The sequence below is a fragment of the Nocardia heshunensis genome, assembly GCF_054782115.1.
In genome coordinates, this window is sequence record NZ_BAAGTC010000003.1 from 763,073 (window position 1) to 788,229 (window position 25,157).

Consider the following 25,157-nt stretch of genomic DNA (forward strand, 5'->3'; position numbering starts at 1 on the left):
GTGCCAGTGTTGGCAATCGCCGAGGTCGATCAGGCCTTGGCCCGGCTCGACGCCGACCATGGTGAGATCCGCGTGAATCTCGCGGAGCTGGAGCAACATCCGGGAGTCCGATTTCTCGACGGCGTGCCGCTGACCGGTGTCAGCGCCGCGCGCTGGGCGTCGGGCCGGGCTCGGCTGGATTGGTTGTGGGCGCAGTTGGGGCTGTTGGAGCGGGTGGTGGCGCGGGCGCACGAGGTGCGGGGACGGCGGACCCGACCGCATCAGGCGGAGCTGGAAGAGTTGACGGAGCTGTTGTGCGGACCGTCGGTCGAGCTGGCGCCGCAACCGATTCCGCTCGGGCAGCGGGATCTGCTCGGCCCGGCCGCGGTGACCCGGTCGCAGACGCTGGCACAGCTAGTGGCCGAGATGAACGCGGCCTACCGCGAAGTGGCGCGGCTGGCGGCCGCGGCCGAGACGGTGTCCGCGACGGTCCTGCCGGGAGTGGATAAGGCGGGCTTACGGCTGGCGCAAGCGCGGCGGCTGGCGGGCGAACTCCAGTTGGCCGCCGTCGACCATCCGCTGCCCGGGCGACTGGATGCCATCGAGGCACGGTTGAACACCCAACGCGCGCAGGGCATGTCGGATCCGCTGGGGTTGGCCGAGGGCGGCGACCCGGACGGGCTGACCCGCGATCTCGACGACGTGCTGGCCAAACTCGAGGAACTGCGGGCCCGCCGCGACAGTGTCGCCGAGCGAGCCGCACGGTTGACCGTGTCCCTCGCCGAGGCCGAGGCGGCCGGACGTGCCGCCCAGGCCACCGCCGCAACCGCCGCGGTCAAGATCCTCGGCTTCGTCCCGGCCACCGTGGAACCGGTCAGCCCGCTGCGGGATCGGCTGACGCGCCTGAATTCCGGCGGCGCCCGGCACTGGACCCGGCTCAGTGACGACCTGGTGGCGCTGGCGCGGGCCATGGACGCGGCCGGTGTCGCCGCCGATGCCGCCCGCGATCACGCCCAGGCGCTGCTGGATCGGCGCGACGAATTACGCGGCCGGGTGGACGCCTACCGGGTCAAGGGCGCGCGCCTCGGGCTCAGCGAGGATCCGGCGGTTAACGCCTGCTACCAGCGCGCCTATGAGCTATTGCATTCCGCGCCGTGTGATCTCGCCACCGCCACGCGGGCGGTGGCCGAGTATCAGCGGGCGATCTCCGAGAAGACGGCAGGACGATGACGAAGTGTTCGCGGCCCGATTGTGGCGGCACGATTCTGGACGGCTTCTGCGACGAATGCGGACTGGCCCCGGCCGGGCCCGCGGTGGTCGTCGCGTCGAGCACGGTGGCCGGTCCTTCGAACAACGGTGCCTCGGCGCCACTCTCGCGGGCAGGCACGGGGACCGGTTTCTCGGGTCGGGCAGGCTCGGGTCGGCAGAGCCGACGCGGATCCAGTCGCTCCTCGTCCCGGTCCACCCGCACCGCACGCTCGAGCCGCGGCCGACTGGGTGCGGGCCTGGTCACGATTCCGCAAGTGCCCTACCGAGATCCGTCCACCGCGATCATGGCCGACCCGCAGGTGCCCGAGCACGAACGCTTCTGCAGCAGTTGCGGGCAGCGCGTGGGCCGCGGCCGCGAAGGTGTGCCCGGCCGCACCGAGGGCTTCTGCCGCCAGTGCGGCACCGCCTACTCCTTCACGCCCAAGCTGACGGCCGGTGACCTGGTCGCCGGACAGTACGAGGTGCTGGGCTGTCTGGCGCACGGCGGGCTGGGCTGGATCTATCTGGCGCGCGACCGCAATGTCAGCGACCGCTGGGTGGTGCTCAAGGGCCTGCTCGACACCGGCGACGCCGACGCCATGGCCGCCGCGGTGGCCGAACGGCAGTTCCTGGCGTCGGTGGAACACCCGAACATCGTCAAGATCTTCAACTTCGTGAAGCATCCCGACCCGCTCACCCACGAGCCGGTCGGCTACATCGTGATGGAGTACGTCGGCGGCGCGTCGCTCAAGGAACTGCGCTCGCAACGGGATTCGTCCGGTCATCTGGCGCCGATGCCGCTCGCGCAGGGTCTGGCCTACATTCTCGAGATCCTGCCCGCCATGGGCTACCTGCACGGCATGAGCCTGCTCTACTGCGACTTCAAGCCCGACAACATGATCCAGACCGAGGAGCAGCTCAAGCTCATCGACCTGGGCGCGGTCCGGCACATGGACGACGAGGAGAGCGCCGGATTCAAGACCGACGGCTACTGCGCGCCCGAGCTGGAAGACGAAGGCGCGTCGGTGGAATCGGATCTGTTCACCGTGGCGCGCACGCTGGCCGTGCTGACCTTCAACTTCGACTACCGCAACGCCTACCGGTACACGCTGCCGCCCGCTACGGAAGTGCCGCTGCTGGCACAGTTCCCGTCGTTCCGGCGGCTGCTCGAACGCGCGACCGCGACCGACCCGAACGAGCGGTTCGGGTCGGCCTCCGAGATGGCCGAACAGGTCACCGGGGTGCTGCGCGAGGTGGTGGCCACCGAGGACGGCCTGCCGCGACCCGCGCTGTCGACCGTGTTCAGCGGGGAGCGCGCGGTGTTCGGTGCGAACCCGGGTCAGTGGCCCGCCACCCCGGAGCCGGGCGTCATCGCGGCGGCGCTGCCGGTGCCGATGGTGGACCCCACCGATCCGGCGGCCGGGTTCCTGGCCACCACCTCCATCGGGGACCCCGTGCAGTTGGTGGCCACCCTGGCGGCCGCGCCGGTCGAGTCCCCGGAAGTGAGCCTCGCCCTGATCCGAGCCCGGATCGAGGCCGGCGATATCGACACGGCGCTGGCCGAATTGGCGGCGCTGGAGGAGTCCGAGGACGCCGACTGGCGGATCACCTGGTATCGCGGACTCGCCGCCCTCGGCAGCCGCGACTTCGCGGCCGCGCGCGACGCCTTCGACGCCGTGTACGGCATCCTGCCCGGCGAGGCGGCGGCCAAACTCGCGCTGGCGGCGGCCCGCGAGTGCGCGGGCGAATACGAGGCGGCATCGCGGCTGTATCTGCAGGTGTGGCGCACCGATCACGGATATCCCAGCGCCGCTTTCGGTTTGGCGCGAGCACGGTTGCAGGAGCGCGATATCGACGGCGCGATCACCGCCGCCGACTCGGTTCCGGCGAGCTCCAGCCATCACACGGCCGCGCAGCTGGCCGCGTTCGGGGCGCAGCTGGCGGGCGGGTCGGGGCAGTATCTGGCGGCGGCGGGCAATCGACTCGCGGCATTGCCGCTGGATCCGGAGCTCAAGGCCTGGCGCAGCATCGCGGTGCTCGACGCGGCGCTCGGCCTGCAGGCCGCGGCCCCGGTCGAGCCGGGAGCCACGGTGCTGGGCTGCCGGTTCACCGATCACGAGCTGCGGCGGGCGCTGGAATCGCAGTATCGCGAACTGGCGCGGCTGTCCTCGGACAAGCTGACCCGGCGCGATCTGGTCAACCGGGCCAATACGATTCGGCCCCTGAGTTGGGTGTGACGGACATGCGGGGGCCGATGACGGCGACAGCGGAGGAGACCGGCGTGTGCCCGGTATGCGGCGCGGCGTTCACCGAAGGTGACCGCTTCTGCGAGGACTGCGGCGTGCCCCTGACGAGCCCGGATCCCGGCTCGGCACCGTGCGGGTCGTGTGCGACCGGGACCCTCGACGCCGACGGGTTCTGCCGGGTGTGCGGCATGCAGCCCAGCGTCGCGGATCGCCACGACCTCGACCTCGGCGTGGTCGCGGCCGTCAGCGATCGCGGAAAACGGCACGCGCACAACGAAGATGCCATGGCGCTGCGGGTCCTCGACGACACCGGCACCCGAATCCTGGTGGTATGCGACGGCGTATCCAGCTCCGATCACGCCGAGGACGCCGCCGCGCGGGCCGCCGCGACCGCCGCCGACCGGCTCGCCAGCGAACTGGCCGGCGGGCTGGGCGCGGAGGCCGCCACCATTCTGGCCATCGGGGCCGCGGCGGATGCCGTTGCCGCCCTGGGCGACCGCGGCGATCGCACGCCGTCGTGCACCATCGTCTCCGCGGTGGTCACGGCGAGCTCGGTGACCACCGGCTCCATCGGCGACAGCCGCGCCTACTGGCTGACCGGCGAGCCGTCCGCCGCTCCCCCGCGCAAGCTGAGCACCGACGATTCCGTCGCGGCCGGACTGGTGGAGCTCGGCGTGGACGAGGCGACGGCCATGTCCATGCCCGACGCGCACACACTCACCGCCTGGCTCGGGGCGGACGCGGACAGCATCGAGCCCCACGTGCGCACCTTCGTGCCGAGCGGGCCGGGCGCGGTGCTGGTGTGCAGCGACGGCCTCTGGAACTACTTCCCGACCGCCGACACCCTGACCGAACTGGCGCTGCCGCAAGCACTCACCGATCCCTGCGCCGCGGCCCATCACCTCGCCGATCTGGCGTTGGCCGCGGGCGGTGGCGACAACATCACCGTGGCCGTCGCACCGTTCGCCGTCCCGCATCGGCCCGCACTCTCGAGGAATCACTGACCATGAACGACCCCTTGGGTTTCCAGATCGAGACCTTCCAGAACGAGTACCTGCCCGCGGGCGCCACCCGGGTGAACGCGGTGGTCACCGTGACCGCGACCGGTGGCGGCGCGGTCCCGACCAGCGGCGGGGCCGCCGAGGTGATCATCGTCGACTGCTCGGGCAGCATGGATCACAGCTACGGCAAGCTGGCCGCCGCCAAGAACGCCACCGCCGCGGCCATTTCCGCCGTGCGCGACGGGGTGGAGTTCGCGGTCGTGGCGGGCACCGACGTGGCCCGCATGGTGTATCCGGCGACACCGTCGCTGATCGCCGCGACACCGCAGCACAAGGCCAATGCCATTGCCGCCGTGCAGAATCTGCGCGCCGGTGGCGGCACCGCCATCGGCAACTGGCTGCGGCTGGCGCGGCAGCTGTTCGGAGATCGGGGCGGGTTGCGGCATGCCATCCTGCTCACCGACGGCCGCGACGAACACGAGACACCGCAGCAGCTGGCGGCCGAAATCGCGTCCAGCACCGGGGTTTACGTGTGCGACTGTCGGGGCGTGGGCACCGACTGGGAGGTGGACGAGCTGCGCAAGGTGTCCAGTGCGCTGCTGGGCACCGTCGATATCGTCGCCGACCCGCGCGATCTGGTGGCCGACTTCCAGGCCATGACCACCGCCGCCATGGGCAAGACGGTCGCCGATGTGTCGCTGCGGCTGTGGACCCCGCGCGGGGCGAGCGTGAAGTTCGTCAAGCAGGTCGCGCCCGAACTGACGGACCTGACCGGGCGCCGCACCGAAACCGGTGCGCAGACCGGCGAATACCCGACCGGATCCTGGGGCGGTGCGGAGAGCCGCGACTATCACATCTGCGTCGAGGTCGCGGCGGGCGCGGTCGGCGATGTGATGCTCGCCGGGCGGGTCGCCCTGGTGCGCGGCAGCGGCGATCAGGCCGAGGTGCTCGGGCAGGGCCTGGTCAAGGCCGTGTGGACCGATGACGTCGTGCAGTCCAGCAAGATCAGTCCCGAGGTGGCGCACTACACCGGGCAGGCCGAGCTCGCGGGCGTCATCCAGGAGGGGCTGGCCGCGCGCCGCGACGGCGATCTCGACACGGCCACCCGCAAACTCGGGCGGGCAGTGCAGATCGCGGCGGCGTCGGGGAATCAGGACACGGCCAAGCTGCTCGAGGGCGTGGTCGATGTGCTCGACGCGCGCACGGGGACGGTGCGGTTGAAATCCGCGGTCGCCAAGGCCGATGAGATGACGTTGGACACGCGGTCGACCAAGACCTCCCGCGTGCACAAGCGGTGAAGGGGGAACAGATGGCGAGCTGTCCGGCCGGACACGATTCGGCGGCCGACGACTACTGCGACGTGTGCGGGCTGCTCATGCGGGCGGGCGAAACACCCTCGCCCACAGCCGAACCCGCCGGGACGCCGTGCCCGGTGTGCGGAGAACCGCAGACGGGGCGGTTCTGCGAGGGATGCAGCTACGACTTCGTCGCGGGCACCGCGCCCGCGGCCACCGTCTCCCTGCTCGCGCCGACCGTCGTCGCACCGGTTGCCGTTCCCGGCCCTCCGCCCACGGAATCGGCCTGGACCGCAACGGTTTCCGCCGATCGCGACTATTTCGACAGCATGCGGGCCGAGGACGACGACGTCGAATTCCCGGTCTACTGCCCCGAACGCGTCTTCGCGCTCGCGGGCGCGCAGGTGCGGGTGGGCCGCTTCAGCGCGTCCAAGGGGATCGATCCGGAGATCGATCTCACCGGTCCGCCGCAGGATCCGGGGGTCTCGCATCTGCACGTGCTGTTCGTCGCCCAGCCCGAGAACCGCTGGGCCATCATCGATCTCGGCTCCACCAACGGCACCCGGGTCAATGCGGCCGCCGATCCCATCCCGCGCGGGCAGGCGGTGCCGGTGTCTTCCGGCGACCGGATTCACCTGGGCGCGTGGACCACTCTCACGTTGAAGCAGGACAACGCGTCATGACGACGATGCTCCCCCGTCCCCCGGCTCCCCGCCCCGAGACCACCCCCGCAACCCTCACCCGGGTCCGTGCGCTGCTGCCGACCCGGGCGGACACGCCGGGCTGGATCCGGCTGCTCGCACTGGTCGCGGTGGTGCTCACGGTGGTGACCGCGCTGGTGATGGCCGCCGACGCCCGCTCCACGCGCCACGGCATCCAGGTCATCGGCGGGCACACCGCGCCGACCGTGACCGCCACCGAGGACCTGTACTTCGCCCTCGCCGATATGGATGCCCAGCTGGCGAATGTGCTGCTGGCCGGGGACGATTCGAGCCTGGCCACGGTGCGCAAGAACGCACTCAGCACCTACGACCAGCGCCGGGTACAGGCTGACGGCGACCTGCAGCAGGCCATGACCATCGCCACCGATGCCACCGCGTCGCAACAAATCCGGGAACTGCTCGACCGGTTCGGTCGGTACCAGGCGGCCGCCGCGGACACCATCCAGCTCGCCGATCTCGACCACGGGGCCGCCGGCCAGCCGTCGGCGCGGACGCTGGAGGCTTATCGGACGGCCACCGGGCTGGTGCCGGATCTGCTGTCGCGGGCCCAGCAGCTGGCCGACTCCAACAAGACGGTGCTGACCAAGGCGTATCAGGACAGTGAGCACACCACCGTCGCGGCGCGGATCCGCATCGCGGTGCTGGGTGTGCTGCTGCTGGTGACGCTGGTCGGGCTGCAGTACGTCATGCGGGTGACCTTGCGCCGCCGGGTCAATCCGGCGCTCGCGGTCACCACGGTGCTCGCGCTGGGGCTGCTGGTCAGCGGGTACACCGCGAACGCGGCTGCGGCGCACGAGCTCACGATCGCCAAGCAGGACGCCTTCGACTCGCTGCTGGCGCTGCGGCAGGCGCGGGCGCTGAGCTACGACGCCAATGCCGACGAGAGCCGGTACCTGCTCGATCCCACCCACGTGCCGAGTTATCAGCAGAGCTACTTCGACAAGTCACAGCAGCTGGTGGGGACCTCGGCGCGCGGGGTCGACGACTATTCGAGCGCGGTCGACAAGGTCGTCACCCAGACCGTCGGGCACGCGCAGACGACCATCGGTGAGAACTCCTCCCTGGGGCAGGAATTCCGCAACCTCACCTTCCCCGGGGAGCGGCAGGCCTCCGAGCAGACGCTCACCGCGTATCAGGCCTACCAGCACGACGATCACACCCTGCGCGGGCTGGCCGGCAGCGATCTGCGGGCCGCCATCGCCCTGGACACGGGCGGTTCCAACGACCATTTCGCGGCCTACGACAAGGCTTTGCAGGCGACCATCGATATCAATCAGCAGGCCTTCGACGCCGCCATCGCCCGCGGCGAGAACCACCTGTCGGGCTGGGACAACTGGCTGCCCTCCGGGGCGGCGGTGCTGTTCGCGGTGCTGGTGCTCGTCGGCGTGCGGCCACGGCTGGCCGAATATCGCTGACCCGGCGATCCCGGGCACGAGACCTCGAGCATGATGGTCTCGTGCCCGATTTCACCGCCCTCACCCCCGACGCCCTGCTCGACCTGATCGCCGAACGGGCCATGGGGACGCGGGGATACGCGGTGATCGCCGTCGACGGCGCGGACGCGGCCGATCCACTCACGGTTGCCCGCGATGTCGCCGAGCGGCTGCGCGCGCGAGGTCGGGCCGCGGAGACGGTGTCGCTACATGATTTCGTCCGGCCCGCCTCGGTACGGCTGGAATACGATCGCGACAGCGAATTCACCTACCGCACCGGCTGGTTCGACTACGCGGCCGTGAATCGCGAAGTGCTGAAATCACTTCGGGACAGCGGCCGGTTTCTACCCGCGCTGTGGGACGAGCGCGCCGACCGGTCCGCGCGGGCCCGGGTCCGGCAGGCGCTGCCGGACACGGTCGTGTTCCTCGCCGGTCCGATGCTGCTGGGCCGCGGCCTGGACTTCGACCTGACCGTCGCACTGCGCATGTCCGAGGGCGCGTTGCGGCGGCGCACCGATCCGGCCGAGATGTTCACCGTGGATGGGCTACTCGAATATCAACGCGGCCACGACCAGGACCCCGACCTGCTGGTCGCCTGGGATCACCCGGACCGTCCGGCCGTACGTATCGGTTAGGGGTCACCCAAGATCGATCACGGGTTCACGCAGGTCCGGCGGTCGTAGGCTCAGGGGTCCAGATCGTAGTTGTCGAAGCGAAAGGAACTGCCATGCCTGCCGCATCCCGCACGGTGACCGTCGCACGGCCGGTCGGCGAGGTGTTCGCGTTCTTCGCGGACGCCACCAACAGCGCCCGCTGGCGCACGGGCGTCAAGGAGATCACCGCCGAAGGCGCGCCCGCGGTCGGGACCGTCTACCGGCAGACGGTATCCGGCCCCGGCGGCCGCGGCGTCTCCGCCGACGTCAAGATCACCGAATTCGTGCCCGACCAGAAGGTCGTCCTCGAAGGCATTTCGGGCCCGCTGCGCCCCACCGTCTCCTACCTGTTCGCGCCCACCGACGACGGCACCGAGGTGACCTTCTCCCTCGCCGCCGAACTCTCCGGCCTCAAGAAGCTCCTCATGAACGGCCCGGTGCAGAAGACCATGACCGCCGAGGTCGCCGGACTCGACCGAGCCAAGACCCTGCTGGAATCGGGCGCGGCATAACGGATCTCGACTGGTGACGGTTCACCACCGGCGATGCCGGGATTCGTAGCTGTCGGTGGGGTAGTCGTCGTCGGTGTCGTCGGGCTCGGCGTGGCGGGCGGGCCAGAAGCGGCTGGCGTACTGGCCGCGGATGCGGCTGAGGTCGGGCTCGTCGATCTCGGTGATGCCGACCTGGAACAGCATGATCATGGTGGCCATGCTGACGGTGATGATCAGCGGCGCAAGCAGTTGCGCGGGTTGCGCACCCGAGGGTGAGTGGATGTGGTCGGCCATGTGCGCGTGCATGGCGTACATGCCGGTGTAGTGCATGCCGCACACGGCGATACCCATGATGAGCGCGGCGCTGATGGTGGCGATGATGCCGCTGACATGCAGCGCGAACCAGAGCGCCGCGGTGGCGGCGACGACCGCGATCACCAACGACAGCAGCACGATCCACGGGTCGTACTGCACGGCCGCATCGGTTTTCATCGCATACATACCGGAGTAGTGCATGGCTCCGACGCCGAGCCCGGTAATCGTGCCGCCGGTGATCAACGCGAACGCCTCCCCGTGCTGATGCACCACGATGTAGAGCCCCAGCCACACCACCACCATCGCGATCGCCGCGCTGAACAACGTGATCGGGATGTTGTATCGAATGGTGCTGTCCTGCACCGAGAATCCGAGCATCGCGATGAAATGCATGACCCAGATCCCGGTCCCGCCCAGCGCAATCGCGCCGGTCACGATCCACCCTCCGTGCCCCTGCTGATTACGCGCCCGCACCATGCACCGCAGGGCCAGCAACGACCCGGTGACGGACATCAGATAGGCCAGGACTGGAGTCAGCCACCCATAGGTGAATTGGTCGATTGCCAGCATGCGGGCTCCTTGCCGGAAGAGCGAAATATGACTGTTCACCGGTGACTGAGCCGAAGACTAGCGAGATAACACCAGGCAGTAAATTTGCCGCAGTACAGTCCGAAAAAATTAGCTGAGTTTGCTGGCCGGTATGCACGCAGGTAGCCCCCGGTATGGCGACACCCCTGCGCGCCCGCACGTCACGTATGCAGCACTTGACATCTAGCATCCACCCCGCAACCCCACTAGGGCCGAAGGTCACTCGGGCACAAGGGATTCGCCATTCACAGCCTGCGACCGATACGACGACCTATTCATGCTGTGAACAAACGTCGCTCGTGCCTCGATTCCACTGATAGTTTCCGCTCCGGTCATCACCGAAGAAAGGTTCGAGGGGTTTCATGACATATCAAGGCGTTCCGGCTCCCGGCTATCCGGGTCAGGGGTATCCGATGCAGCCGCCGCCACCGAAGAAGCGCAAGGTCTGGCCGTGGATCGTGGGTGCGTTGCTGATCTTCATCGTGCTGCCGTTCGCGGCGTGCACGGCACTGGTCGGCACCGCCGCCCACGAGGTCGACAAGGAGTCCAAGCGCACGGTCGACATCACCTACGAGGTGACCGGCAGTGGCGAGGGCACCTACGCGAAGCCGTCGGTCACCTACAGCACCGGTGACACCGGCTCGGGCAACGCCAGTTCGGCGCAGCTGCCGTGGAGCAAGAACGTCACGCTGACGGGTCTGCTCAAGTTCGCCACCCTCACCGCTACCGCCGCCGACGACGACGCGGCGACCATCACCTGCCGAATCAAGCAGGGCGACAAGGTGTTGGTCGAGAACACGGCCACCGGCTCACTGGCGCTCGCGACCTGCAACGCCGATCTCAGCAATATCGGGAAGTAACCCGAGACGCGAAACCGCCGGGCTCCCGAGGGAGCACCGGCGGTTTTTCGTATTCGCTTGTCGCGCTACCGCTTACCAGCCGCGCTCGGCGAGACGGTGGGGCTGCGGGATCTCTTCGACATTGATGCCGACCATGGCCTCACCCAGGCCGCGCGAGACCTTGGCCAGCACGTCGGGGTCGTCGTGGAAGGTGGTGGCCTTGACGATGGCGGCGGCGCGCTCGGCCGGGTTGCCGGACTTGAAGATGCCGGAGCCGACGAAGACACCCTCGGCGCCGAGCTGCATCATCATGGCGGCATCGGCGGGGGTGGCGATGCCACCGGCGGTGAACATCACGACCGGCAGCTTGCCGGTCTCGGCGACCTCGGCGACCAGCTCGTAGGGGGCCTGCAGTTCCTTGGCGGCCACGTACAGCTCGTCCTTGGACAGCGAGGTCAGGCGGCGGATCTCGCCGCGGATGGTGCGCATGTGGGTGGTGGCGTTGGAGACGTCGCCGGTGCCGGCCTCACCCTTGGAGCGAATCATGGCCGCGCCCTCGGTGATCCGGCGCAGCGCCTCACCCAGGTTGGTGGCGCCACACACGAACGGGACGGTGAAGGCGAACTTGTCGATGTGGTTGGCGTAGTCGGCCGGGGTCAGCACCTCGGACTCGTCGATGTAGTCGACGCCGAGCGACTGCAGGATCTGCGCCTCGACGAAGTGGCCGATGCGGGCCTTCGCCATGACCGGGATGGAGACCGCGGAGATGATGCCGTCGATCATGTCCGGATCCGACATGCGGGACACGCCACCCTGGGCGCGAATGTCGGCCGGGACCCGCTCGAGCGCCATGACCGCGACGGCGCCCGCGTCCTCGGCGATCTTCGCCTGGTCCGGCGTGACGACATCCATGATCACACCGCCCTTCAGCATCTCGGCCATGCCGCGCTTGACGCGGGCGGTTCCGATGGTGGGGGTGGTGTCGGGCGTGGTCACGGCAAACTCCTGGGTCATGTGGGCCAATCGGGACGCTCGGAATCGAACAGGTCGATTCTAGGCGCCCCTTCCAGGCCACTTCATAGCCAGTCCGACACGACTGGACTGGCCGGTCTGCCGAGGATGACCGGCGTCACATTCCCGGGGCTACCGGGTCGCTATCTACAGCGGTCCGACGACGAAGATCTTCGCCCAGTATTCGGCCGCGGACGACCCCATCAAGGGCTCCAGGAAGTCATAGAGCAGGTATGACACGAATTACGTTCCTTCCACACACGGTCCGCCGCTTCGTTACCGCGGCAAACCTCCCGTGACCCTATCCGAGACGGCCCCTGGAATCATCCCTTCGAACGCGAAACCCATTTGCGGACACCGCTTTCCTCCCCCAGGATCGACGGCGATGACTGAAACTTTGGAACGGGTCCGGGGCCTGCTGGCCGCCGATGACGTGCCCGGTTCGGTGCGCGCGCTGCGCGCGATCGCCGACACCGCCCCGCTGCCCGAGATCGCCGCGATCACGCGAGAACTCGCCGCTCACACCGGATTCGACGATCTGGCCGCGACCGCGAGCGTGGTCGCCGACGGGCCCGGCGACCCGGACGCCTACCTGCGCTTCGGCTATGACTGCATCGAACGCGGCATCTCCTTCGCCGCGATCTCGGCGCTGCGGGCCGCGCTGCGCGGGGGCACCAGCAAACCGGAACTGGCCCTGAGCGAATTGGTGGCCGCCCTCGAGGACGAGTTCCGCCATCACGAGGCCGCGGCGGCGCTGCTGGAACGCGAAGCGGAACTGCGCGAGCGTCAGGAAACGCTGCGCCCGTGGCCGGACCGGTATCTGCTGGTCTACAACTCGATCATGGCGGGCGATCTCGGCCGGGCCGGTGCGGAATTCGCGCGGCTGCCCGATCCGGAGGACGAGCGTTGGCTGCCCGCGCGGAATCGCGTGCGGCGCATGCTGGAACGCGCGGCACTGCTCGGCGGTCCCGGACCGCAGGACCTGCGGGGCTGGCACTTTGCGCTGACCGGCGGATACCTCGCGACGCTGTCACCACACGGTTTCGCGGCGGGCATGACCGGCCGCTGGGCGTATCTCGGCGACAACCTCACGTTGTGCCGCAACACCCTCGACCGCGCGGCCCAGATCCTGCGGGCCGCCGGGCGGACACCGCGTTCGGTGTCGCTGCTGCCGAATCACTCCGACCTGATCCTCGGCCACGCCGCGGCCGAACTACTCGGCCTGCCAGCGCAGCCCTACGCTCCCGGCCGCCCGGACACCCTGGTCGTCGCCTACGACCTGAACGAACTCGAACCGGAACTGGCATCCTCGCTGCGCGAGCGTGCGCCGGGCCAGATCCTTTTCGAGCACGCCACCTGCTGGACCAACCCGCCCGCCGTCACCGCCGACATCAGCGGCCTGCTGGTGCAGATGGTGGTCCCGAACTGGGAGCCGCGCCAGCGCATGACCGACGACGGGATCGTGACCGAACCCGCCGATGCCCGGCCGGAAGCCGAGATCGCCGCGGGCATCGTCCACGCCGATCCCACGCCCGATCCGGGCGACGGTGAGACACCGCCGGATCCGGACGACATCGTCACCCGCCTGGTCACCGCCACCCGGGACGCATGGCTGACCGGTCCCCGGGACCGGGTGAATTCGCCCGGCCCCGTACCGAGTTCACGTTTCCTCTGACCCCGCGACACGCTGGGCCGATCGCGGTCAGCCCAGCGTGTACCGGTAGCGACTGGTCGGGACCAGATCCAGGTTCAGGTGCGCGCCGAAGCTGACGACGCTCTCCATCATGCGGGTGACGCGACGCTGCAATTCGGCGTCGTCACCGCCGGTGTCGTAGAAGGCGTGCGCGCTGGTCATGGCGGCCATCGGGAACAGCTCCTCCACGAGAGCGTCGGTCCGATTGCCCGGCGTGATGGCCTCTGTCACCGTGCTCTGCACGTACCCGAAGGTGGCCTGCGTTTCGATGGCCACCGGCGTGTGCAGATCATGCCAGCGGTGCAGCCACTCTTCCCGGGTCAGCTCCTCGGGAATCCGCAGAATCGCGAAATTGGCGAGCGCGTCCATCCGTACCCCGTCGGCGATCTCCGGCGGCACGATCGGCGACCGCTCCTCCACGATCCACCCGTTGACGTCCTCGGCGACCGACCGCAGCGCGGCAGTGACCGCCTCGTGCTCCCCGTCGGTCCACACGCTGACCACCGCATCCACCGGCGACTCATAGGTGCTGTGCCGCACCTGCGCAGCCTCGACATCGGCGTCCCGCACATTCACCTGCAGCACGCTCACCCCGGCCGCCGCCAACTCTTTCCGCAGCTCCTCCCCCCGCAGCCGCTCCCCCACACCCTCGCCCCACACCACATACATCAACTTCATGCCGTATTTCCTTGCCCCAGATCACCGTTGACCGCCCGACCATAGCGGGCCACAGGATTCGAAATACACGATTTCACAACCTGGTCCCACCCATCGGGCCACGGATGCGGGCCGCGGATGGCTATTGATCGATTCGCCGCACGGGCTGACCGGATATCCGTGCAATCGTGTCGAAGTCACAGTCGGCATGCAGCACAGTGAGCCTGTGATGCACTGCGCTGACCGCAACCAGGAGATCGACCGGACCGGCGCACTGATGCCAGCCCTTGTCCGCAAGACGCGTTTGGAGAAGCGCCGAGTCATTCCAAACGTCTTCGTGCGTCGTGTAGTACGGAAATGTCTCGCGCAGCAAGGAATCAGCCTCATGAAATGCCGGCGTGCCGCCGACCGCACGAAGGAACTCGAGCCGCACAGGTTCGCAAATACCGACCAGCCCGGACGTCACCGCCTGATCCCACTCCGGACCGGTCTGACCTCGATAGAAGCGGATAAGCGCGCTGGTATCGGCAAGGAAGAGCTCCGTCATGCGACCGACTGGTCGCCGCGTGCTCCCTGCTCGATAACCGTGAAGTCGATCTCGCCCTCAGCGACCATCTCGCGCATCCGCGCAACGGCCGCTGCCCGTCGACGACGATCGACGATCTCATGTAGCGCCGCGTTGACGGTGTCCTTCTTGGTCGTGGTCCCGAGGTAGCGAGCAGCTTCAGCGAGAGCATCGTCATCCACGTCGATTACCGTACGCGCCATGTCGTACCTCCCACCGGGGATTGATATCTAATCTAGAAACAAGATATCACCGCCCGGCGGTCATCGGTTCGAGCGAGACTGCGGTCAGTCCCAGCGGTCCAGGGTGTAGGGGGTGCGGATGGTGTCGGTGGTGACGTAGAAGGTGTGGTCGATGGTGCCCTTGGAGACGAGGAGGCCGCAGGCTTCGGCTTCGTCTCGGCCCGCGACGACCGCTTCGAGGGTGTGGGCCTCGAGGGTTTTGCGGATTTCGTGGAGGTCGCTGCGGAGGTAGGACGGGAAGAAGCCTGCACCCTTGGTGTAGCCGGTGTCGGTGGCTCCGGCGAGGGTGAACATGACGCTCTGCTCGCGGTGGGTGCGGTCCTCGTCGACGTTCCAGGCGGCGGGGTGGTCGACGACGGCGGTGACGTCACGGAGTTCGCCGGGGTGCAGGCCCCAGCGGGCAGGCTTGGAGCCGTCGACGTAGAGGTACCAGGTGACGGGGTTGCGGTGGGCTTCGTTGTCCCACTGGATGATCGGGGGCGCCTCGGGGTTGGCGGCGGTCACCATGGCCCCGTAGCTGGTGGAGCGGGCGGGGACCTGGAATTCGATGCGGTCGGCGGCGGGTAGCACCGTGCGGCGGAACTTCTCCCAGGTCATGACGATCGGGGACACGCCGGACTCGGTGGTGCGAGCGGACTTCTCAGCGGGGATCAGGTGGCCGAAGACGCCGCCGGAGGAGCGTTGCGGGCGGGGGCGGGGAGTCCACATCGGCCGGATATCGGCGAGTTTCGCGAAGCGGCGCTCCAGCGCGCCTGCCGCCTGCAAGTCGCCGATCACCTTCTCCGCGCGCGCGATCATGGCCGCGGTGGGCGCGGCGGTCGGTCGCCGATATTGCAGCGGATGCATTTTCTCCGCGAAGCGGCGCTGCACCGATTCGAACGGCAGGCCGTCGGCGAGATCGCTGAGCAGGGTGCCGATCATGCCGCTCTTGACATGGCAGAAACCGGCCGGTGCCGTTGCCGCCGCGAGCCAGATCAGGTTGTCGCGCTTGCGCTGTGCGGCCTCACCGCGGCCTTTCACCGCATCGATCCGCTGGTGCAGATCCAGCAGCCAGGTGCCCGCGCCGAGGACGGCGTCCGAGCGGTACAACTGCTCACTGCGCAACAACGCCACGGCTCGCTTCACGACATCGTGCGAGAACTCCCCCAGCGCCCGCGCCAGGGTCTCCCGATCGGCATTGCGCGCCGCCACATACTGCGAGGTCGTCGCGAGCACGGCAGGCTTGTGCACGATCGCTTCCGGCGGCGTCACCGCCAGATGCGTCCACGAACCCTTCTCGGCCCGACCCCATTCCGTGTCCTCGGACCGGAAAACCGAAACGATGGACGTATTTTCGACAGCGGCCGCCAGCGCGGCGACGCCCTTCTCATAGTGCGGCGGTATCCCCTCCGCCGACCACAGCGCCGAGGTGGCCCGCCCCTCCGCGTCAACCACCACCAGTCCGCCGTACCGCTGCACAAACGTCCGGCAGGTCCCACAAGCATTCTCAGCCGCGTACTCCGGACTCAACGCGTCCAGAAACACGTCGTAGAGCCTCTCCGAGGCCACCCGAAACAGCTCGGCCCCTTCCCCGACCGCTACCGCGAACCGCCCGCGAACCCCCGCGAGCAGCTCCTCGTACCGATCCTCGCCACTCCCCGCACCCACAGGCCCCGTCATAACCGTCCCTCCACAACTCCCCGTCCCCAGCGGACCGGCCCATGATATGCACTGAATTCCAGTATCGACCAAGGGAAATAGAGCCGGAGCCGCTCCCGCGTTCACGAGAGCGGCTCCGGTGGTGGCCAGCGTCAGTGCGCGGCCTTGTAGGCCAGGGTGTAGGCGATCTTGCCGGGCTTGGGGTCGGAGTAGGGCTTGGAGAGCTTGGCGAATTCCTTGTCGCTGAAGGCGGGGAGGGCGCCGAGCTGGGCGGCGGTGTAGCCGCCGTTGACCTGGGTGTTCGCACCCAGGGCGACCATGGCCTGGGAGACGTTCTTGGTCAGGGTCAGGTAGGACTGCAGGTCGCCCATGTGGCCGGCGAGGGTGAGGTTGGGGTCGTTCTGGTGGGCGCGCAGCCAACGGCCCCAATAGAACTCGTCGAAGCCGGGGGTGTTGTCGGTGGCGTAGCCGACGTCCTTGGCGAAGTAGAGCATGCCGCGGAACTCGTCATTGCGCATGTCGTGCAGCGAGAAGGTGCGGGGCAGCTGGTGCGGCTTGATGGGCTTGTCGTTGTTGTCGTAGAGCCACGCCCAGTTCTTCTGCACCATCGTGTCCCAGAAGGCCGACTTGTTCAGGTTCGACAGGTTGCCGACGACCTTGAGCCGAATGTGCATGGACGGGCCGCCGTCCGCGGTCTCCCAGAACGAGCTCAGCGCGTGATGGCCGTCGGCCATGTACAGCTTGCCGTGCGGGCCGACCACGACGGTCTTGATGTCGTTGAGCGACGCGGCGGTCTCGCCACCGGGCTGCAGCTGGCAGGTGAACGTCTTGGCGTCGCGCAGGGTCGCGTTCGGCTGGGCCGAGGCGACCCCGACCAGGCCGCTGTCGGCGCACCAGTCGTCGAACTTCTTGTTGATGGCGTCCTTGCCCATCGTGTAACGGCCGAGCTTGTAGTCGATCTCGTCGAACCCGACGGAGGGTTGGGTGGGCGACACATCGCCGATCGCGACATCGACGATGTCACCGACCTTGGCGTCGCAGTACGACGCGTGCTTGCCGGACGGGTGGCACGGGAAATTGCCGTTGCCGTTGTCGGCAGCCGCGACTCCGGCACTGCCACCGACGATCGCCACGATCGCCAGCGCGGATCCGATGATCCGCTTCACGGGGTGGTTCATGACCCTCCGAGATATCCGACGCCGGACACCGGCGTCACATCCGAACCTTCCGGATGCCGAGCGGACGTTATGAGCCTCGGATGACCAATCGGCCACCTGCCACCGGTAGCCGCATGAACATCCCGCTAGCGGATGGAGCGGACTTTCGGGGTCAGTGGTGGAGCGCGCATGCGCGCCGCCGACCGGCCTCACCCGAGTCGGAGGGCACGGAGCTGTCGAAGATCGTGTCGAGAATTGTTGTCCGGTCGAGCCAGACAAGACAGCCGTGATGCTGGTCGGCTTCGGGTCGAAGCATCCGCCGTCCGCGCTGTAGGGTGGGACCGATTCGGGTCAGGATGAAACCCTCATCCGCACACCGGAGTTCGAATTGGGGGCTCATGAGGGACAGCAGGAAGCCGGTTGTCGGTGGTTCGCCAAGGGTTTCGGGCGAGGATGTCGAAGCTGTCCGGGCCATCCTGGCGAAAACGGTTGCCTTTGCTTCGTCGGCCGATGGCGCTGTGTCCGTCTCAGTCGATGCCGATGGCAAGGTCCACAAATGGGCAGTGACCGACCGTGCGCGCGGTACCGATCCTGAGCGGGTCGTGGCCACCATGATCGAACTGATCGGGCAGGCGCGCAGCGCAGCGTACGACGCCGTCCGCTCAGATCTTGGCCATGGTGGTGCAAACCAATCCCATTCCGGTCCAGTCGGTGTCGCGTCAGCCGATCCAAGCGGTAGGTACACATTCGTTGACGCAGTGGAGTACGACGACTGGCAACGAGAACAGCAGCTGAACTCGCCCATCCGCAACTCTACGAACTGGTGACGGCTCTCGACCGATCCTCATGCGCGATCGGTGCTCCCTCTATTGCCGATCGACCCATCGTGCCTCCGCCAGCCGTCAGATCGAACGTTAGTGGTGGTAATCTCTGCGGCTATGAGTGATGTGGGGGGCTCTGACGGCCTGTTCGTCGTTCCTGAGGATGTAAAGGTACTGGGACGTTTCGCCCTGGATTTGGCCGGAACTCTACGTTCAGCCTTGGAATCGGCAGGGCGAGATGTTGATTCGCTCCACTGGACAGGGACTGCAGCCAAGTCTTTCAACACCGGGTGGAGCGAATGTTCCGAGGGCGGGAAAACCATCATCGACGCCTTGACCACGTTGGCCAAGGGGCTCGGAGTTGCCGCCGACACCTACACCAGCCACGATCTGCTGTCGGCGGAGCGTTTTACGAGTCTGGATCTGTGACGTGAGCGACGATGATGGCTACTCGGTGGATCTCGACGAACTGGATGCACTTGTATCTCGCTTGTCGAATCTGTCGAAATTTCTGACCGACCAGTTCACTGCCTTGGATACCAAGGTGGCCACCTTGCGTGCAGGTGGCTGGAACAGCGACGCAGCTGCGGCCTACGAAGACGCCCACCGCCAGTGGCTCACGGGTGCACAAGAATTCGCACAGGGTGTTACCGACGTGAGCGATGCCGCGAGCAACGCTCATCGCCATTACAGTTCAGCGATCGGGGCGAATACCCAGATGTTCGGTGGCCGCTAGCATATGGTCACCGTAAATCCGCAGGCGTTCTATGACGCCGCCAAACAGCTGTCCGACCTTGCCAAGGATCTCGCCACCGCTCGGACCGAACTCACTACTGGACTGGCGGCCACCGGCTCTATGGCCGGTTCGACCGACTCCGCCAAGCAATGGGCCACGGGCTACGACAAGCGCGCATCCAGTGCCGTCGATACCGCGAGTCGGCTCGTGCACTCAACCAATCACCTGTCCTACCTGATCAACGTCGCTGGCTACAACCATGCGCTGGCCAACTACAAAGCGGATACGAACCCGAACAAGGGCAACGCGCCCAGCGAGCCATCGGATCCCAACTCTGCCGCGACCGTCGTCAACTGGGTGCATCCGCCCGCGGCCGGTGGCCGTGGAACAGGGCTGGAGACCAGCATTCCGGATCTTCTCGAGAGCATCGGCATCCCGGTCCCCGATGGCGATACCGACAAATTGAATACCGCTGCCGATGCCTGGCATAAATACGCCAACTGTGACGCTGTAGCCAGTGCTCAACTCATCATCAGCTCCGCAATGGCAAAGATCAACGGCATTGATTCACCCGAGGTCGGCGACATCAACAGTCAACTCAAAACACTGAGTTCGAGTGCGGGCAATCTCGAAATCGCAACAGGCAATCTCGAAGCAGACTGCCACAACCTCAAATACAAGCTCGGCGAAATGCGGAAAGCGATCCACGACGCGGTCCGTGAAGTAATCCTCATGATCGACGCAACTCTTGCGCTCGAAATCTGGGCGACCTTCATCACCGCTGGCGTCGGCGCAATCACCGGCGTCGTCCTGGCCGCCAACATCGTGAAGAAGATCAAAGATACCGGCACCTTCATCAAGGGCTTGATCACGGCCGAGAAGTTTGAAGTGGACGCCGTCAAGGTTCAGGAAGCGAAGAACGCTGTCGAAGACGCTGCGACAGAACTCAAGACAATCGATGAGCTCGAAGCAAAAACCATCGAAGAGGACACCGCCCTAGCCGACACTACACCAGCCGCAGATTCGGCTGCACCAGGTGGAGTGAAACCCACTCCCCAAGAAGCTCAACAGATAATCAGTAACGCGGACCGCACTGGGTCCGGACTTAAGAGCGATTCATGGCACCGATCGGCATCGTTCCCTATCGACGAGATCGGCTCGAACTCGACTGTCTACGAGATCACAGGCGGGGATGGGGTAGTTCGGACACTTGTTCAGATGCCCGGTGAAGTGAACGGCGTCACCGGCCGCTTCGAGTGGATCATCGACGGCGATAAGATCACTCACCAGATGTTCGTCCGCAACGGAACAATCAACGGAGTGCCGATCAAACCATGAGCGAACCCCTGCTGCAGTTCACAATCCCAGCATCCTACGTCGAAACGATGGCCCGGCTGACACCGGCAGAGCTTCGGTATGGATTCGAGAACTCGTGGCTCACCGCCGCGGATATCGTGCAATTGTCCTTGCGCAACGTAGTTCCTGACAACGAAGTGATGCAGACTATCGAGGAACTATCACTCCTTCTTTCGGACGAGTTCGATAAGGTCCCGAGTCTGGTCGACAAACTAGCCGTTGACCCCAAACCTGTGTGGGTCTATCTCGCACTGGCATGGCTGCACGACCACCCCGCTGATTTCGACAATCCAATGCAGGCGGTTGAGATGCTGTATGCGGATTTCGACTATCCCTCTGAGATGGAGCCGATTGTGCCCTTCATGCCACCACCAGCGGGTGCAACGCCGGGCATGGCAGGTATCGAAGAACGCTGGCGCTCATACCTGATGCAATGCCGGAACCGATACCTCGCTGGCCGGACGGTCTAGGCTGTCGGTTGACCAAGGCATCAGGCGAAGTTCCTTGGTCATCGCCTTAGCCTCACGGCTAAATCGGCAGCTGGCCGCGCCGTTACTTGGCCACGATCAGATCCGTGGCCAGGGCCTGGTTGGTGCATGTTCGAATTCCGGTCAGCGGATGGAGCGGACTTCGGGGTCGATGTCGGCGTCGGCCGCCGTGATCGCTTCGGCGAGCAGCTGATCCAGGTGGTAGGGGTAAACGGTCTCGCCGGAGTGGTCGATGTGGGCGATGTCGGTGGGGGTGCACCACTTGTTGCCGGTGATGGAGCGGCGTTCGACGTAGTCGAGGTTGGCGGGGTTTACTTCGAAGTTCTTGGTGCGCAAGGCGAAGAAGAGTTCTTCGGAGCGGATGAGTTCGCCGTTGAAGGGGAAGACCGCGACGCGACGCCAGAGGGGGCCGCGGAGGGCGGAGGAGTCGGCGGGGAGGCCGGTTTCCTCGTAGAGTTCGCGGATTGCGGCCTCGCGCAGGGTTTCTCCGGGGTTGACGCCGCCGCCAACGGTGAACCAGAAGGGGACGTCGGGGACCTTCGGGTCGACGCCCTGCAGGAGTAGGACGCGGTCGTTCTCGTCGACGAGGATGACGCGGGCGGAGGTGCGGACGGTGTCGACGTCCAAACCCGTTGAGGCCGCGGCGGTCACGCGCTCGGAGATCTCGAAGTAGGTCGGCAGCGGGGCGGTACCGGCGAGGTGCACCCAGCGCACCAGGCGGCGGGTACGCAACGCGAGAGTGTCTCGGACCGCGTCGTTGTGGAAGCGCCGCGCGATGAGGACGCGAGCCTCGGCGTCGGCCAGCTCGGCGACCAGCTGCGGGGGCAGCAACGCGATGTCGACCGCGGACAGTGCTGCGGCGAGCTGGTTTTCGACGGTTTCGCGGTCGCGCCAGTTGGAGCGTTCGGCGCGGTCGGCCAGCGCGGTGAGGCGCCGAGCCTGCTCGACCAGGGCCGGGTCGTAGAGCCCGGCGAGAATGGTCGCCACCGCGCGGGCGACGACCGCGCGCCGGGCCAGGGCCGCATCCAGCGCGTGGCGGGCCTGGTCGGTGCGCACGTGCAGCCGGTCGAGCCGGTTGGCGGTGCTGTAGGCCCAGACCGCGGCGGTGACCAGCAGCGCCGCGATGAGGGTCAGGACCAGGATGGTGGTCGCGGAGAAAGTGATCATCCGGCGGTCCGGACACGCATGTCGCCGACGGTGACGGTCTCGTAGACCCGCAGAATCTGCTCGGCTACGACCGGCCAATCGTATTCACCGACAACCTGATTGGCGGTGCGGATGTACTCCTCGCGCCGCTCGTCGTCGGTGAGCATGGTGGAGATGGCCTCGGCGAGGCGATCGGAGTCGCCGACCGGGACCAGCTGGCCCGCGGTGCCGTCCCGCAGCACACGGCGGAAGGCATCGAGATCGCTTGCCACGACGGCGGTTCCGGCCGCCATGGCCTCCACCAGCACGATGCCGAAGCTCTCACCGCCCAGGTTGGGGGCGACGTACACGTCCGCGCTGCGCATGGCCGACGCCTTCTCCGCATCGGAGACCTGTCCGAGAAACCGCAGGTGCCCGGCGTTCTCGCCCGCCTCGCGCCGCAGTCGATCCTCGTCACCGCGCCCGACGATCAGCACCTCGAGGTCGGGATGCCGCCGCACCAGTTCCGGCAGCGCGCCGAGCAGGACTTCCATGCCCTTGCGCGGCTCGTCGAACCGCCCCAGGAACAGCACCGACTTCCCTTGCCGCGGATAGCCTTCCAGCAGCGGCGCGTGCGCGAACGCGGGCACGTCGACGCCGTTGGGGATTTCGACCGCATCCCCGCCCAGCGCCTCCACCTGCCAGCGGCGCGCCAGCTCGCTCACCGCGATCCGGCCGCTGATCTTCTCATGATACGGCCGCAGCACGCCCTGAAAAGTACTGAGCACCAACGATTTCGTGGTCGAAGTGTGGAAGGTGGCCACGATCGGCCCCTCCGCGATCTTCAACGCCAGCATCGACAGACTCGGCGCATTGGGCTCGTGGATGTGCAGAACGTCGAAATCGTTCTCCGCGATCCAGCGCCGAATACGCGTATACGCGGTGGGCCCGAACGACAGTCGAGCCACCGACCCGTTGTAGGGAATCGCCACGGCCTTACCGGCGGACACCACGAAGTCCGGCAGCGGTGTGTCGTCGGCAGCGGGGGCGAGCACGCTCACCTTGTGCCCGCGCTCGATGAGCACCTGCGCCAACTCCACCACATGGGCCTGCACCCCGCCCGGCACGTCGAACGAGTACGGGCAGACCATGCCGATCTTCATAGCGCCCCTGTTTCCGGACCCTCGGAACCGGTGTCGGCCAAGGGTTCCGCATACCCGAGTTTCGCCTGCGCGGCCGCGATGCGCTCCAACCGAGCCTGCGACAAATCAGCTTTCCACACGGGCTGCAACATGTGCCAGTCCGCGGGATGGGCGGCGATATTGGCGGCGAACACGTCGGCGAGCGCCTGGGTGGCGGCGACGATGCCCCGCGACAGGTCGAGGGCCTCGAAAACCTCCATGCCCCAGCCCTCACGCCCATCGGCGTCGACGGTGTACCAGCAGTGCACGGGCAGCAGCGCCGCCCCGGTGTCCTGCGCCAGCCGGGCCGCGCCCGCGGGAACCCAGGTCGGTTCGCCGAACATGGTGACCGGCACACCTTTTCCGGTGAGGTCGCGCTCCCCCATCAGGCACACGACCTTGTTGGCGCGCAGTCGATCGGCCAGCTGCGGGAACGGCGGCTGCTCACCGCCGGTCAGCGGGAACACCTCGAAACCGAGGCTGGCCCGGTACTCGATGAACCGCTCGAACAGCGACTCCGGCTTCAAACGCTCCTGGACGGTGGAGAACGGACCGTGGTTCTGCACCAGCCAGACCCCGGCCATATCCCAGTTGCCCGAGTGCGGCAGCACCAGCAGCACACCCTTTCCCTGCGCCAACGCGGCGTCGATGTGCTCGGAACCCGCGACGTGCAGCTGCTTGCCCAGTGCGGCCTGGTCCATGGACGGCAGCCGGAACGCCTCCCGCCAGTAGCGGGCGTAGGAGCGCATGGCGGCCGCGATGAGGCTGTCGGGCACCGCGTCCGGGGTGGTACCGAGCACGTGGGCCATGTTGCGCCGCAACATGTTCGGCTGCCCCCGATGCGCCTTCTTGTTCGCCCGCCGCGCCGCGAAGTTGGCTCCCGCGTCGAATCCCTTGCGCGCCATACCTTCCGGCAGCGCGCGCACGATTCGCCAACCGGCCGCGTACGCCTTGTCGGTCAACGCGGACGTGAAATCGGTGCTCACCGCTGGGGTTCCTCCGGAGCCTTCGCCACGGGGGCGATGATGTCGCGGGCACCGGGCGAGTTGCGCACCGCCAGCACCCGCTGCAGAACGGTGATGATGCTGAGCACGGCGAGCGCGTACATGGCGGCGTAGACCGCGTAGGACAGCCACTCGATGCCGTAATAGCCGCCGATGCCGGTCAATCCGGCACCGACGAGCACGATGATCAGACGATCGGGGCGTTCGATGAGGCCGCCGTCGGCGGACAGGCCGGACGCCTCCGCGCGTGCCTTCACATACGAGATGACCTGCGAGGTCACCAGCACCACCAGCGTCGCCACGAACAGGTGCTGGGAGTTCTCGTGGTACACCGCCCACCACGCCAGCCCCGCGAAGATGGCCCCGTCGGCCACCCGGTCGCAGCTGGCGTCCAGCACCGCACCGTATTTCGTGCCGCCGCCGCGGGCCCGCGCCATGGCCCCGTCGAGCATGTCGAACATGACGAACAGCCAGATCACCATGGTTCCCCAGAACAGGTGACCGGTCGGGAACAGCGTCACCGCCGCCGCGATCGAGGCGGTGGTGCCGATGAGTGTCATCGCATCGGGGGTGAGCCCGGTGCTCACCAGCGCTTTGCCCAGTGGCGCAGTCGCTTTGGCGAACGTCTCGCGACCGAAGAAGCTCAGCACGCTACCCGTTGTCCTTCCGTGCT

Annotated in this window: 26 protein-coding genes; 15 read left to right on the forward strand and 11 right to left on the reverse strand. The window is 67.2% G+C overall.

The annotated features are described in order from the left end of the window. Nucleotides 1-9: 9 nt before the first annotated feature. From ACYVN4_RS10400 to ACYVN4_RS10435, 8 genes are all read left to right on the forward strand, one after another. The gene (locus tag ACYVN4_RS10400) at nt 10-1,209 is read left to right on the forward strand and encodes a hypothetical protein (protein ID WP_460719676.1); all 1,200 of its coding nucleotides are present in this window, start codon (nt 10-12) and stop codon (nt 1,207-1,209) included. Then, a complete protein-coding gene (locus tag ACYVN4_RS10405) occupies nt 1,206-3,464 on the forward strand; it encodes a serine/threonine-protein kinase (protein WP_460719678.1) in 2,259 nt (752 codons plus the stop codon). Before ACYVN4_RS10400 ends, ACYVN4_RS10405 begins: the two co-directional genes overlap by 4 nt. Nucleotides 3,465-3,481: 17 nt before the next feature. Continuing rightward, nucleotides 3,482-4,477: a protein phosphatase 2C domain-containing protein gene (locus ACYVN4_RS10410; protein ID WP_460719680.1), complete on the forward strand. Its 996-nt coding sequence runs from the start codon at nt 3,482-3,484 to the stop codon at nt 4,475-4,477. A gap of 2 nt (nt 4,478-4,479) precedes the next feature. Next, complete coding sequence (locus ACYVN4_RS10415; protein WP_460719682.1) at nt 4,480-5,772, forward strand: vWA domain-containing protein; 1,293 nt, start codon at nt 4,480-4,482, stop codon at nt 5,770-5,772. 11 nt (nt 5,773-5,783) lie between these two features. Next, complete coding sequence (locus ACYVN4_RS10420; RefSeq protein WP_460719685.1) at nt 5,784-6,452, forward strand: FHA domain-containing protein; 669 nt, start codon at nt 5,784-5,786, stop codon at nt 6,450-6,452. After that, nucleotides 6,449-7,906 carry a hypothetical protein gene (locus tag ACYVN4_RS10425; protein WP_460719687.1) on the forward strand — a complete coding sequence of 486 codons (1,458 nt, stop codon included), beginning with the start codon at nt 6,449-6,451 and terminating at the stop codon, nt 7,904-7,906. Before ACYVN4_RS10420 ends, ACYVN4_RS10425 begins: the two co-directional genes overlap by 4 nt. A 41-nt stretch (nt 7,907-7,947) precedes the next feature. Further along, nucleotides 7,948-8,559 (forward strand): nucleoside/nucleotide kinase family protein, encoded by a 612-nt coding sequence (locus ACYVN4_RS10430; RefSeq protein ID WP_460719689.1) that lies wholly within the window; start codon nt 7,948-7,950, stop codon nt 8,557-8,559. Nucleotides 8,560-8,651: 92 nt separating this feature from the next. Beyond that, on the forward strand, nt 8,652-9,089 hold the full coding sequence (locus ACYVN4_RS10435) for an SRPBCC family protein (RefSeq protein WP_460719691.1): 438 nt from the start codon (nt 8,652-8,654) through the stop codon (nt 9,087-9,089). A gap of 21 nt (nt 9,090-9,110) precedes the next feature. On the opposite strand, the gene ACYVN4_RS10440 is transcribed toward ACYVN4_RS10435, so the two are convergent. After that, on the reverse strand, nt 9,111-9,953 hold the full coding sequence (locus ACYVN4_RS10440) for an MHYT domain-containing protein (protein ID WP_460719693.1): 843 nt from the start codon (nt 9,951-9,953) through the stop codon (nt 9,111-9,113). A gap of 380 nt (nt 9,954-10,333) precedes the next feature. Here ACYVN4_RS10440 and ACYVN4_RS10445 point away from each other — a divergent pair, with 380 nt between their 5' ends. Continuing rightward, nucleotides 10,334-10,831: an MmpS family transport accessory protein gene (locus tag ACYVN4_RS10445; protein ID WP_460719695.1), complete on the forward strand. Its 498-nt coding sequence runs from the start codon at nt 10,334-10,336 to the stop codon at nt 10,829-10,831. Nucleotides 10,832-10,903: 72 nt separating this feature from the next. Here the strand turns inward: ACYVN4_RS10445 and pdxS are convergent, their stop codons facing one another. Then, nucleotides 10,904-11,806: a pyridoxal 5'-phosphate synthase lyase subunit PdxS gene (gene pdxS, locus ACYVN4_RS10450; protein WP_460719697.1), complete on the reverse strand. Its 903-nt coding sequence runs from the start codon at nt 11,804-11,806 to the stop codon at nt 10,904-10,906. 400 nt (nt 11,807-12,206) lie between these two features. On the opposite strand from pdxS, the gene ACYVN4_RS10455 reads away from it, so the two are divergent. Further along, entirely contained in the window at nt 12,207-13,496 is a 1,290-nt protein-coding gene (locus ACYVN4_RS10455) for a hypothetical protein (RefSeq protein ID WP_460719699.1), read from the forward strand. A 27-nt stretch (nt 13,497-13,523) separates the two neighbouring features. Here ACYVN4_RS10455 and ACYVN4_RS10460 read toward each other — a convergent pair whose 3' ends face one another. From ACYVN4_RS10460 to ACYVN4_RS10480, 5 genes are all read right to left on the reverse strand, one after another. Further along, nucleotides 13,524-14,192 carry a hypothetical protein gene (locus ACYVN4_RS10460; RefSeq protein WP_460719701.1) on the reverse strand — a complete coding sequence of 223 codons (669 nt, stop codon included), beginning with the start codon at nt 14,190-14,192 and terminating at the stop codon, nt 13,524-13,526. A gap of 121 nt (nt 14,193-14,313) precedes the next feature. Next, a complete protein-coding gene (locus ACYVN4_RS10465) occupies nt 14,314-14,718 on the reverse strand; it encodes a PIN domain-containing protein (protein WP_460719703.1) in 405 nt (134 codons plus the stop codon). Further along, the gene (locus ACYVN4_RS10470; RefSeq protein ID WP_460719705.1) at nt 14,715-14,939 is read right to left on the reverse strand and encodes a type II toxin-antitoxin system VapB family antitoxin; all 225 of its coding nucleotides are present in this window, start codon (nt 14,937-14,939) and stop codon (nt 14,715-14,717) included. Before ACYVN4_RS10470 ends, ACYVN4_RS10465 begins: the two co-directional genes overlap by 4 nt. Before the next feature lie 84 nt (nt 14,940-15,023). Continuing rightward, nucleotides 15,024-16,637 carry a hypothetical protein gene (locus ACYVN4_RS10475; protein WP_460719707.1) on the reverse strand — a complete coding sequence of 538 codons (1,614 nt, stop codon included), beginning with the start codon at nt 16,635-16,637 and terminating at the stop codon, nt 15,024-15,026. Between the two features lie 131 nt (nt 16,638-16,768). Further along, nucleotides 16,769-17,794 (reverse strand): ParB/Srx family N-terminal domain-containing protein, encoded by a 1,026-nt coding sequence (locus tag ACYVN4_RS10480; protein WP_460719709.1) that lies wholly within the window; start codon nt 17,792-17,794, stop codon nt 16,769-16,771. A 377-nt stretch (nt 17,795-18,171) separates the two neighbouring features. Between ACYVN4_RS10480 and ACYVN4_RS10485 the strand changes: the two genes are divergently transcribed. From ACYVN4_RS10485 to ACYVN4_RS10505, 5 genes are all read left to right on the forward strand, one after another. After that, nucleotides 18,172-18,600: a hypothetical protein gene (locus ACYVN4_RS10485; protein WP_460719711.1), complete on the forward strand. Its 429-nt coding sequence runs from the start codon at nt 18,172-18,174 to the stop codon at nt 18,598-18,600. Between the two features lie 111 nt (nt 18,601-18,711). Next, entirely contained in the window at nt 18,712-19,023 is a 312-nt protein-coding gene (locus ACYVN4_RS10490; protein WP_460719713.1) for a WXG100 family type VII secretion target, read from the forward strand. Nucleotide 19,024: 1 nt separating this feature from the next. Then, on the forward strand, nt 19,025-19,330 hold the full coding sequence (locus ACYVN4_RS10495; RefSeq protein ID WP_460719715.1) for a WXG100 family type VII secretion target: 306 nt from the start codon (nt 19,025-19,027) through the stop codon (nt 19,328-19,330). A gap of 3 nt (nt 19,331-19,333) precedes the next feature. Further along, nucleotides 19,334-20,668 (forward strand): hypothetical protein, encoded by a 1,335-nt coding sequence (locus ACYVN4_RS10500; protein WP_460719717.1) that lies wholly within the window; start codon nt 19,334-19,336, stop codon nt 20,666-20,668. Continuing rightward, entirely contained in the window at nt 20,665-21,156 is a 492-nt protein-coding gene (locus ACYVN4_RS10505; RefSeq protein ID WP_460719719.1) for a DUF2247 family protein, read from the forward strand. The genes ACYVN4_RS10500 and ACYVN4_RS10505 overlap by 4 nt, the downstream gene beginning before the upstream one ends. Nucleotides 21,157-21,297: 141 nt before the next feature. On the opposite strand, the gene ACYVN4_RS10510 is transcribed toward ACYVN4_RS10505, so the two are convergent. Genes ACYVN4_RS10510 through pgsA form a run of 4 tightly spaced genes read right to left on the reverse strand, consistent with a single transcriptional unit; the run spans nt 21,298 to nt 25,134 of the window. After that, nucleotides 21,298-22,338, reverse strand: coding sequence for an NUDIX hydrolase (locus tag ACYVN4_RS10510; protein ID WP_460720559.1), 1,041 nt, complete (start codon nt 22,336-22,338; stop codon nt 21,298-21,300). Continuing rightward, a complete protein-coding gene (locus ACYVN4_RS10515; RefSeq protein WP_460719721.1) occupies nt 22,338-23,462 on the reverse strand; it encodes a glycosyltransferase family 4 protein in 1,125 nt (374 codons plus the stop codon). The genes ACYVN4_RS10510 and ACYVN4_RS10515 overlap by 1 nt, the downstream gene beginning before the upstream one ends. Then, nucleotides 23,459-24,466, reverse strand: coding sequence for a phosphatidylinositol mannoside acyltransferase (locus ACYVN4_RS10520; protein ID WP_460719723.1), 1,008 nt, complete (start codon nt 24,464-24,466; stop codon nt 23,459-23,461). The genes ACYVN4_RS10515 and ACYVN4_RS10520 overlap by 4 nt, the downstream gene beginning before the upstream one ends. Continuing rightward, nucleotides 24,463-25,134 (reverse strand): phosphatidylinositol phosphate synthase, encoded by a 672-nt coding sequence (pgsA, locus tag ACYVN4_RS10525; RefSeq protein ID WP_460719725.1) that lies wholly within the window; start codon nt 25,132-25,134, stop codon nt 24,463-24,465. Before pgsA ends, ACYVN4_RS10520 begins: the two co-directional genes overlap by 4 nt. Nucleotides 25,135-25,157: the final 23 nt, after the last annotated feature.

Bases quoted from the DNA above. Each gene is read 5' to 3' on its own strand.
- ACYVN4_RS10405 (WP_460719678.1), top strand. From the start codon at position 1,206: ATGACGAAGTGTTCGCGGCCCGATTGTGGCGGCACGATTCTGGACGGC.
- ACYVN4_RS10410 (WP_460719680.1), top strand. From the start codon at position 3,482: ATGACGGCGACAGCGGAGGAGACCGGCGTGTGCCCGGTATGCGGCGCG.
- ACYVN4_RS10415 (WP_460719682.1), top strand. From the start codon at position 4,480: ATGAACGACCCCTTGGGTTTCCAGATCGAGACCTTCCAGAACGAGTAC.
- ACYVN4_RS10420 (WP_460719685.1), top strand. From the start codon at position 5,784: ATGGCGAGCTGTCCGGCCGGACACGATTCGGCGGCCGACGACTACTGC.
- ACYVN4_RS10425 (WP_460719687.1), top strand. From the start codon at position 6,449: ATGACGACGATGCTCCCCCGTCCCCCGGCTCCCCGCCCCGAGACCACC.
- ACYVN4_RS10435 (WP_460719691.1), top strand. From the start codon at position 8,652: ATGCCTGCCGCATCCCGCACGGTGACCGTCGCACGGCCGGTCGGCGAG.
- ACYVN4_RS10440 (WP_460719693.1), bottom strand. From the start codon at position 9,953: ATGCTGGCAATCGACCAATTCACCTATGGGTGGCTGACTCCAGTCCTG.
- ACYVN4_RS10445 (WP_460719695.1), top strand. From the start codon at position 10,334: ATGACATATCAAGGCGTTCCGGCTCCCGGCTATCCGGGTCAGGGGTAT.
- ACYVN4_RS10455 (WP_460719699.1), top strand. From the start codon at position 12,207: ATGACTGAAACTTTGGAACGGGTCCGGGGCCTGCTGGCCGCCGATGAC.
- ACYVN4_RS10460 (WP_460719701.1), bottom strand. From the start codon at position 14,192: ATGAAGTTGATGTATGTGGTGTGGGGCGAGGGTGTGGGGGAGCGGCTG.
- ACYVN4_RS10465 (WP_460719703.1), bottom strand. From the start codon at position 14,718: ATGACGGAGCTCTTCCTTGCCGATACCAGCGCGCTTATCCGCTTCTAT.
- ACYVN4_RS10470 (WP_460719705.1), bottom strand. From the start codon at position 14,939: ATGGCGCGTACGGTAATCGACGTGGATGACGATGCTCTCGCTGAAGCT.
- ACYVN4_RS10475 (WP_460719707.1), bottom strand. From the start codon at position 16,637: ATGACGGGGCCTGTGGGTGCGGGGAGTGGCGAGGATCGGTACGAGGAG.
- ACYVN4_RS10480 (WP_460719709.1), bottom strand. From the start codon at position 17,794: ATGAACCACCCCGTGAAGCGGATCATCGGATCCGCGCTGGCGATCGTG.
- ACYVN4_RS10485 (WP_460719711.1), top strand. From the start codon at position 18,172: ATGAGGGACAGCAGGAAGCCGGTTGTCGGTGGTTCGCCAAGGGTTTCG.
- ACYVN4_RS10490 (WP_460719713.1), top strand. From the start codon at position 18,712: ATGAGTGATGTGGGGGGCTCTGACGGCCTGTTCGTCGTTCCTGAGGAT.
- ACYVN4_RS10500 (WP_460719717.1), top strand. From the start codon at position 19,334: ATGGTCACCGTAAATCCGCAGGCGTTCTATGACGCCGCCAAACAGCTG.
- ACYVN4_RS10505 (WP_460719719.1), top strand. From the start codon at position 20,665: ATGAGCGAACCCCTGCTGCAGTTCACAATCCCAGCATCCTACGTCGAA.
- ACYVN4_RS10515 (WP_460719721.1), bottom strand. From the start codon at position 23,462: ATGAAGATCGGCATGGTCTGCCCGTACTCGTTCGACGTGCCGGGCGGG.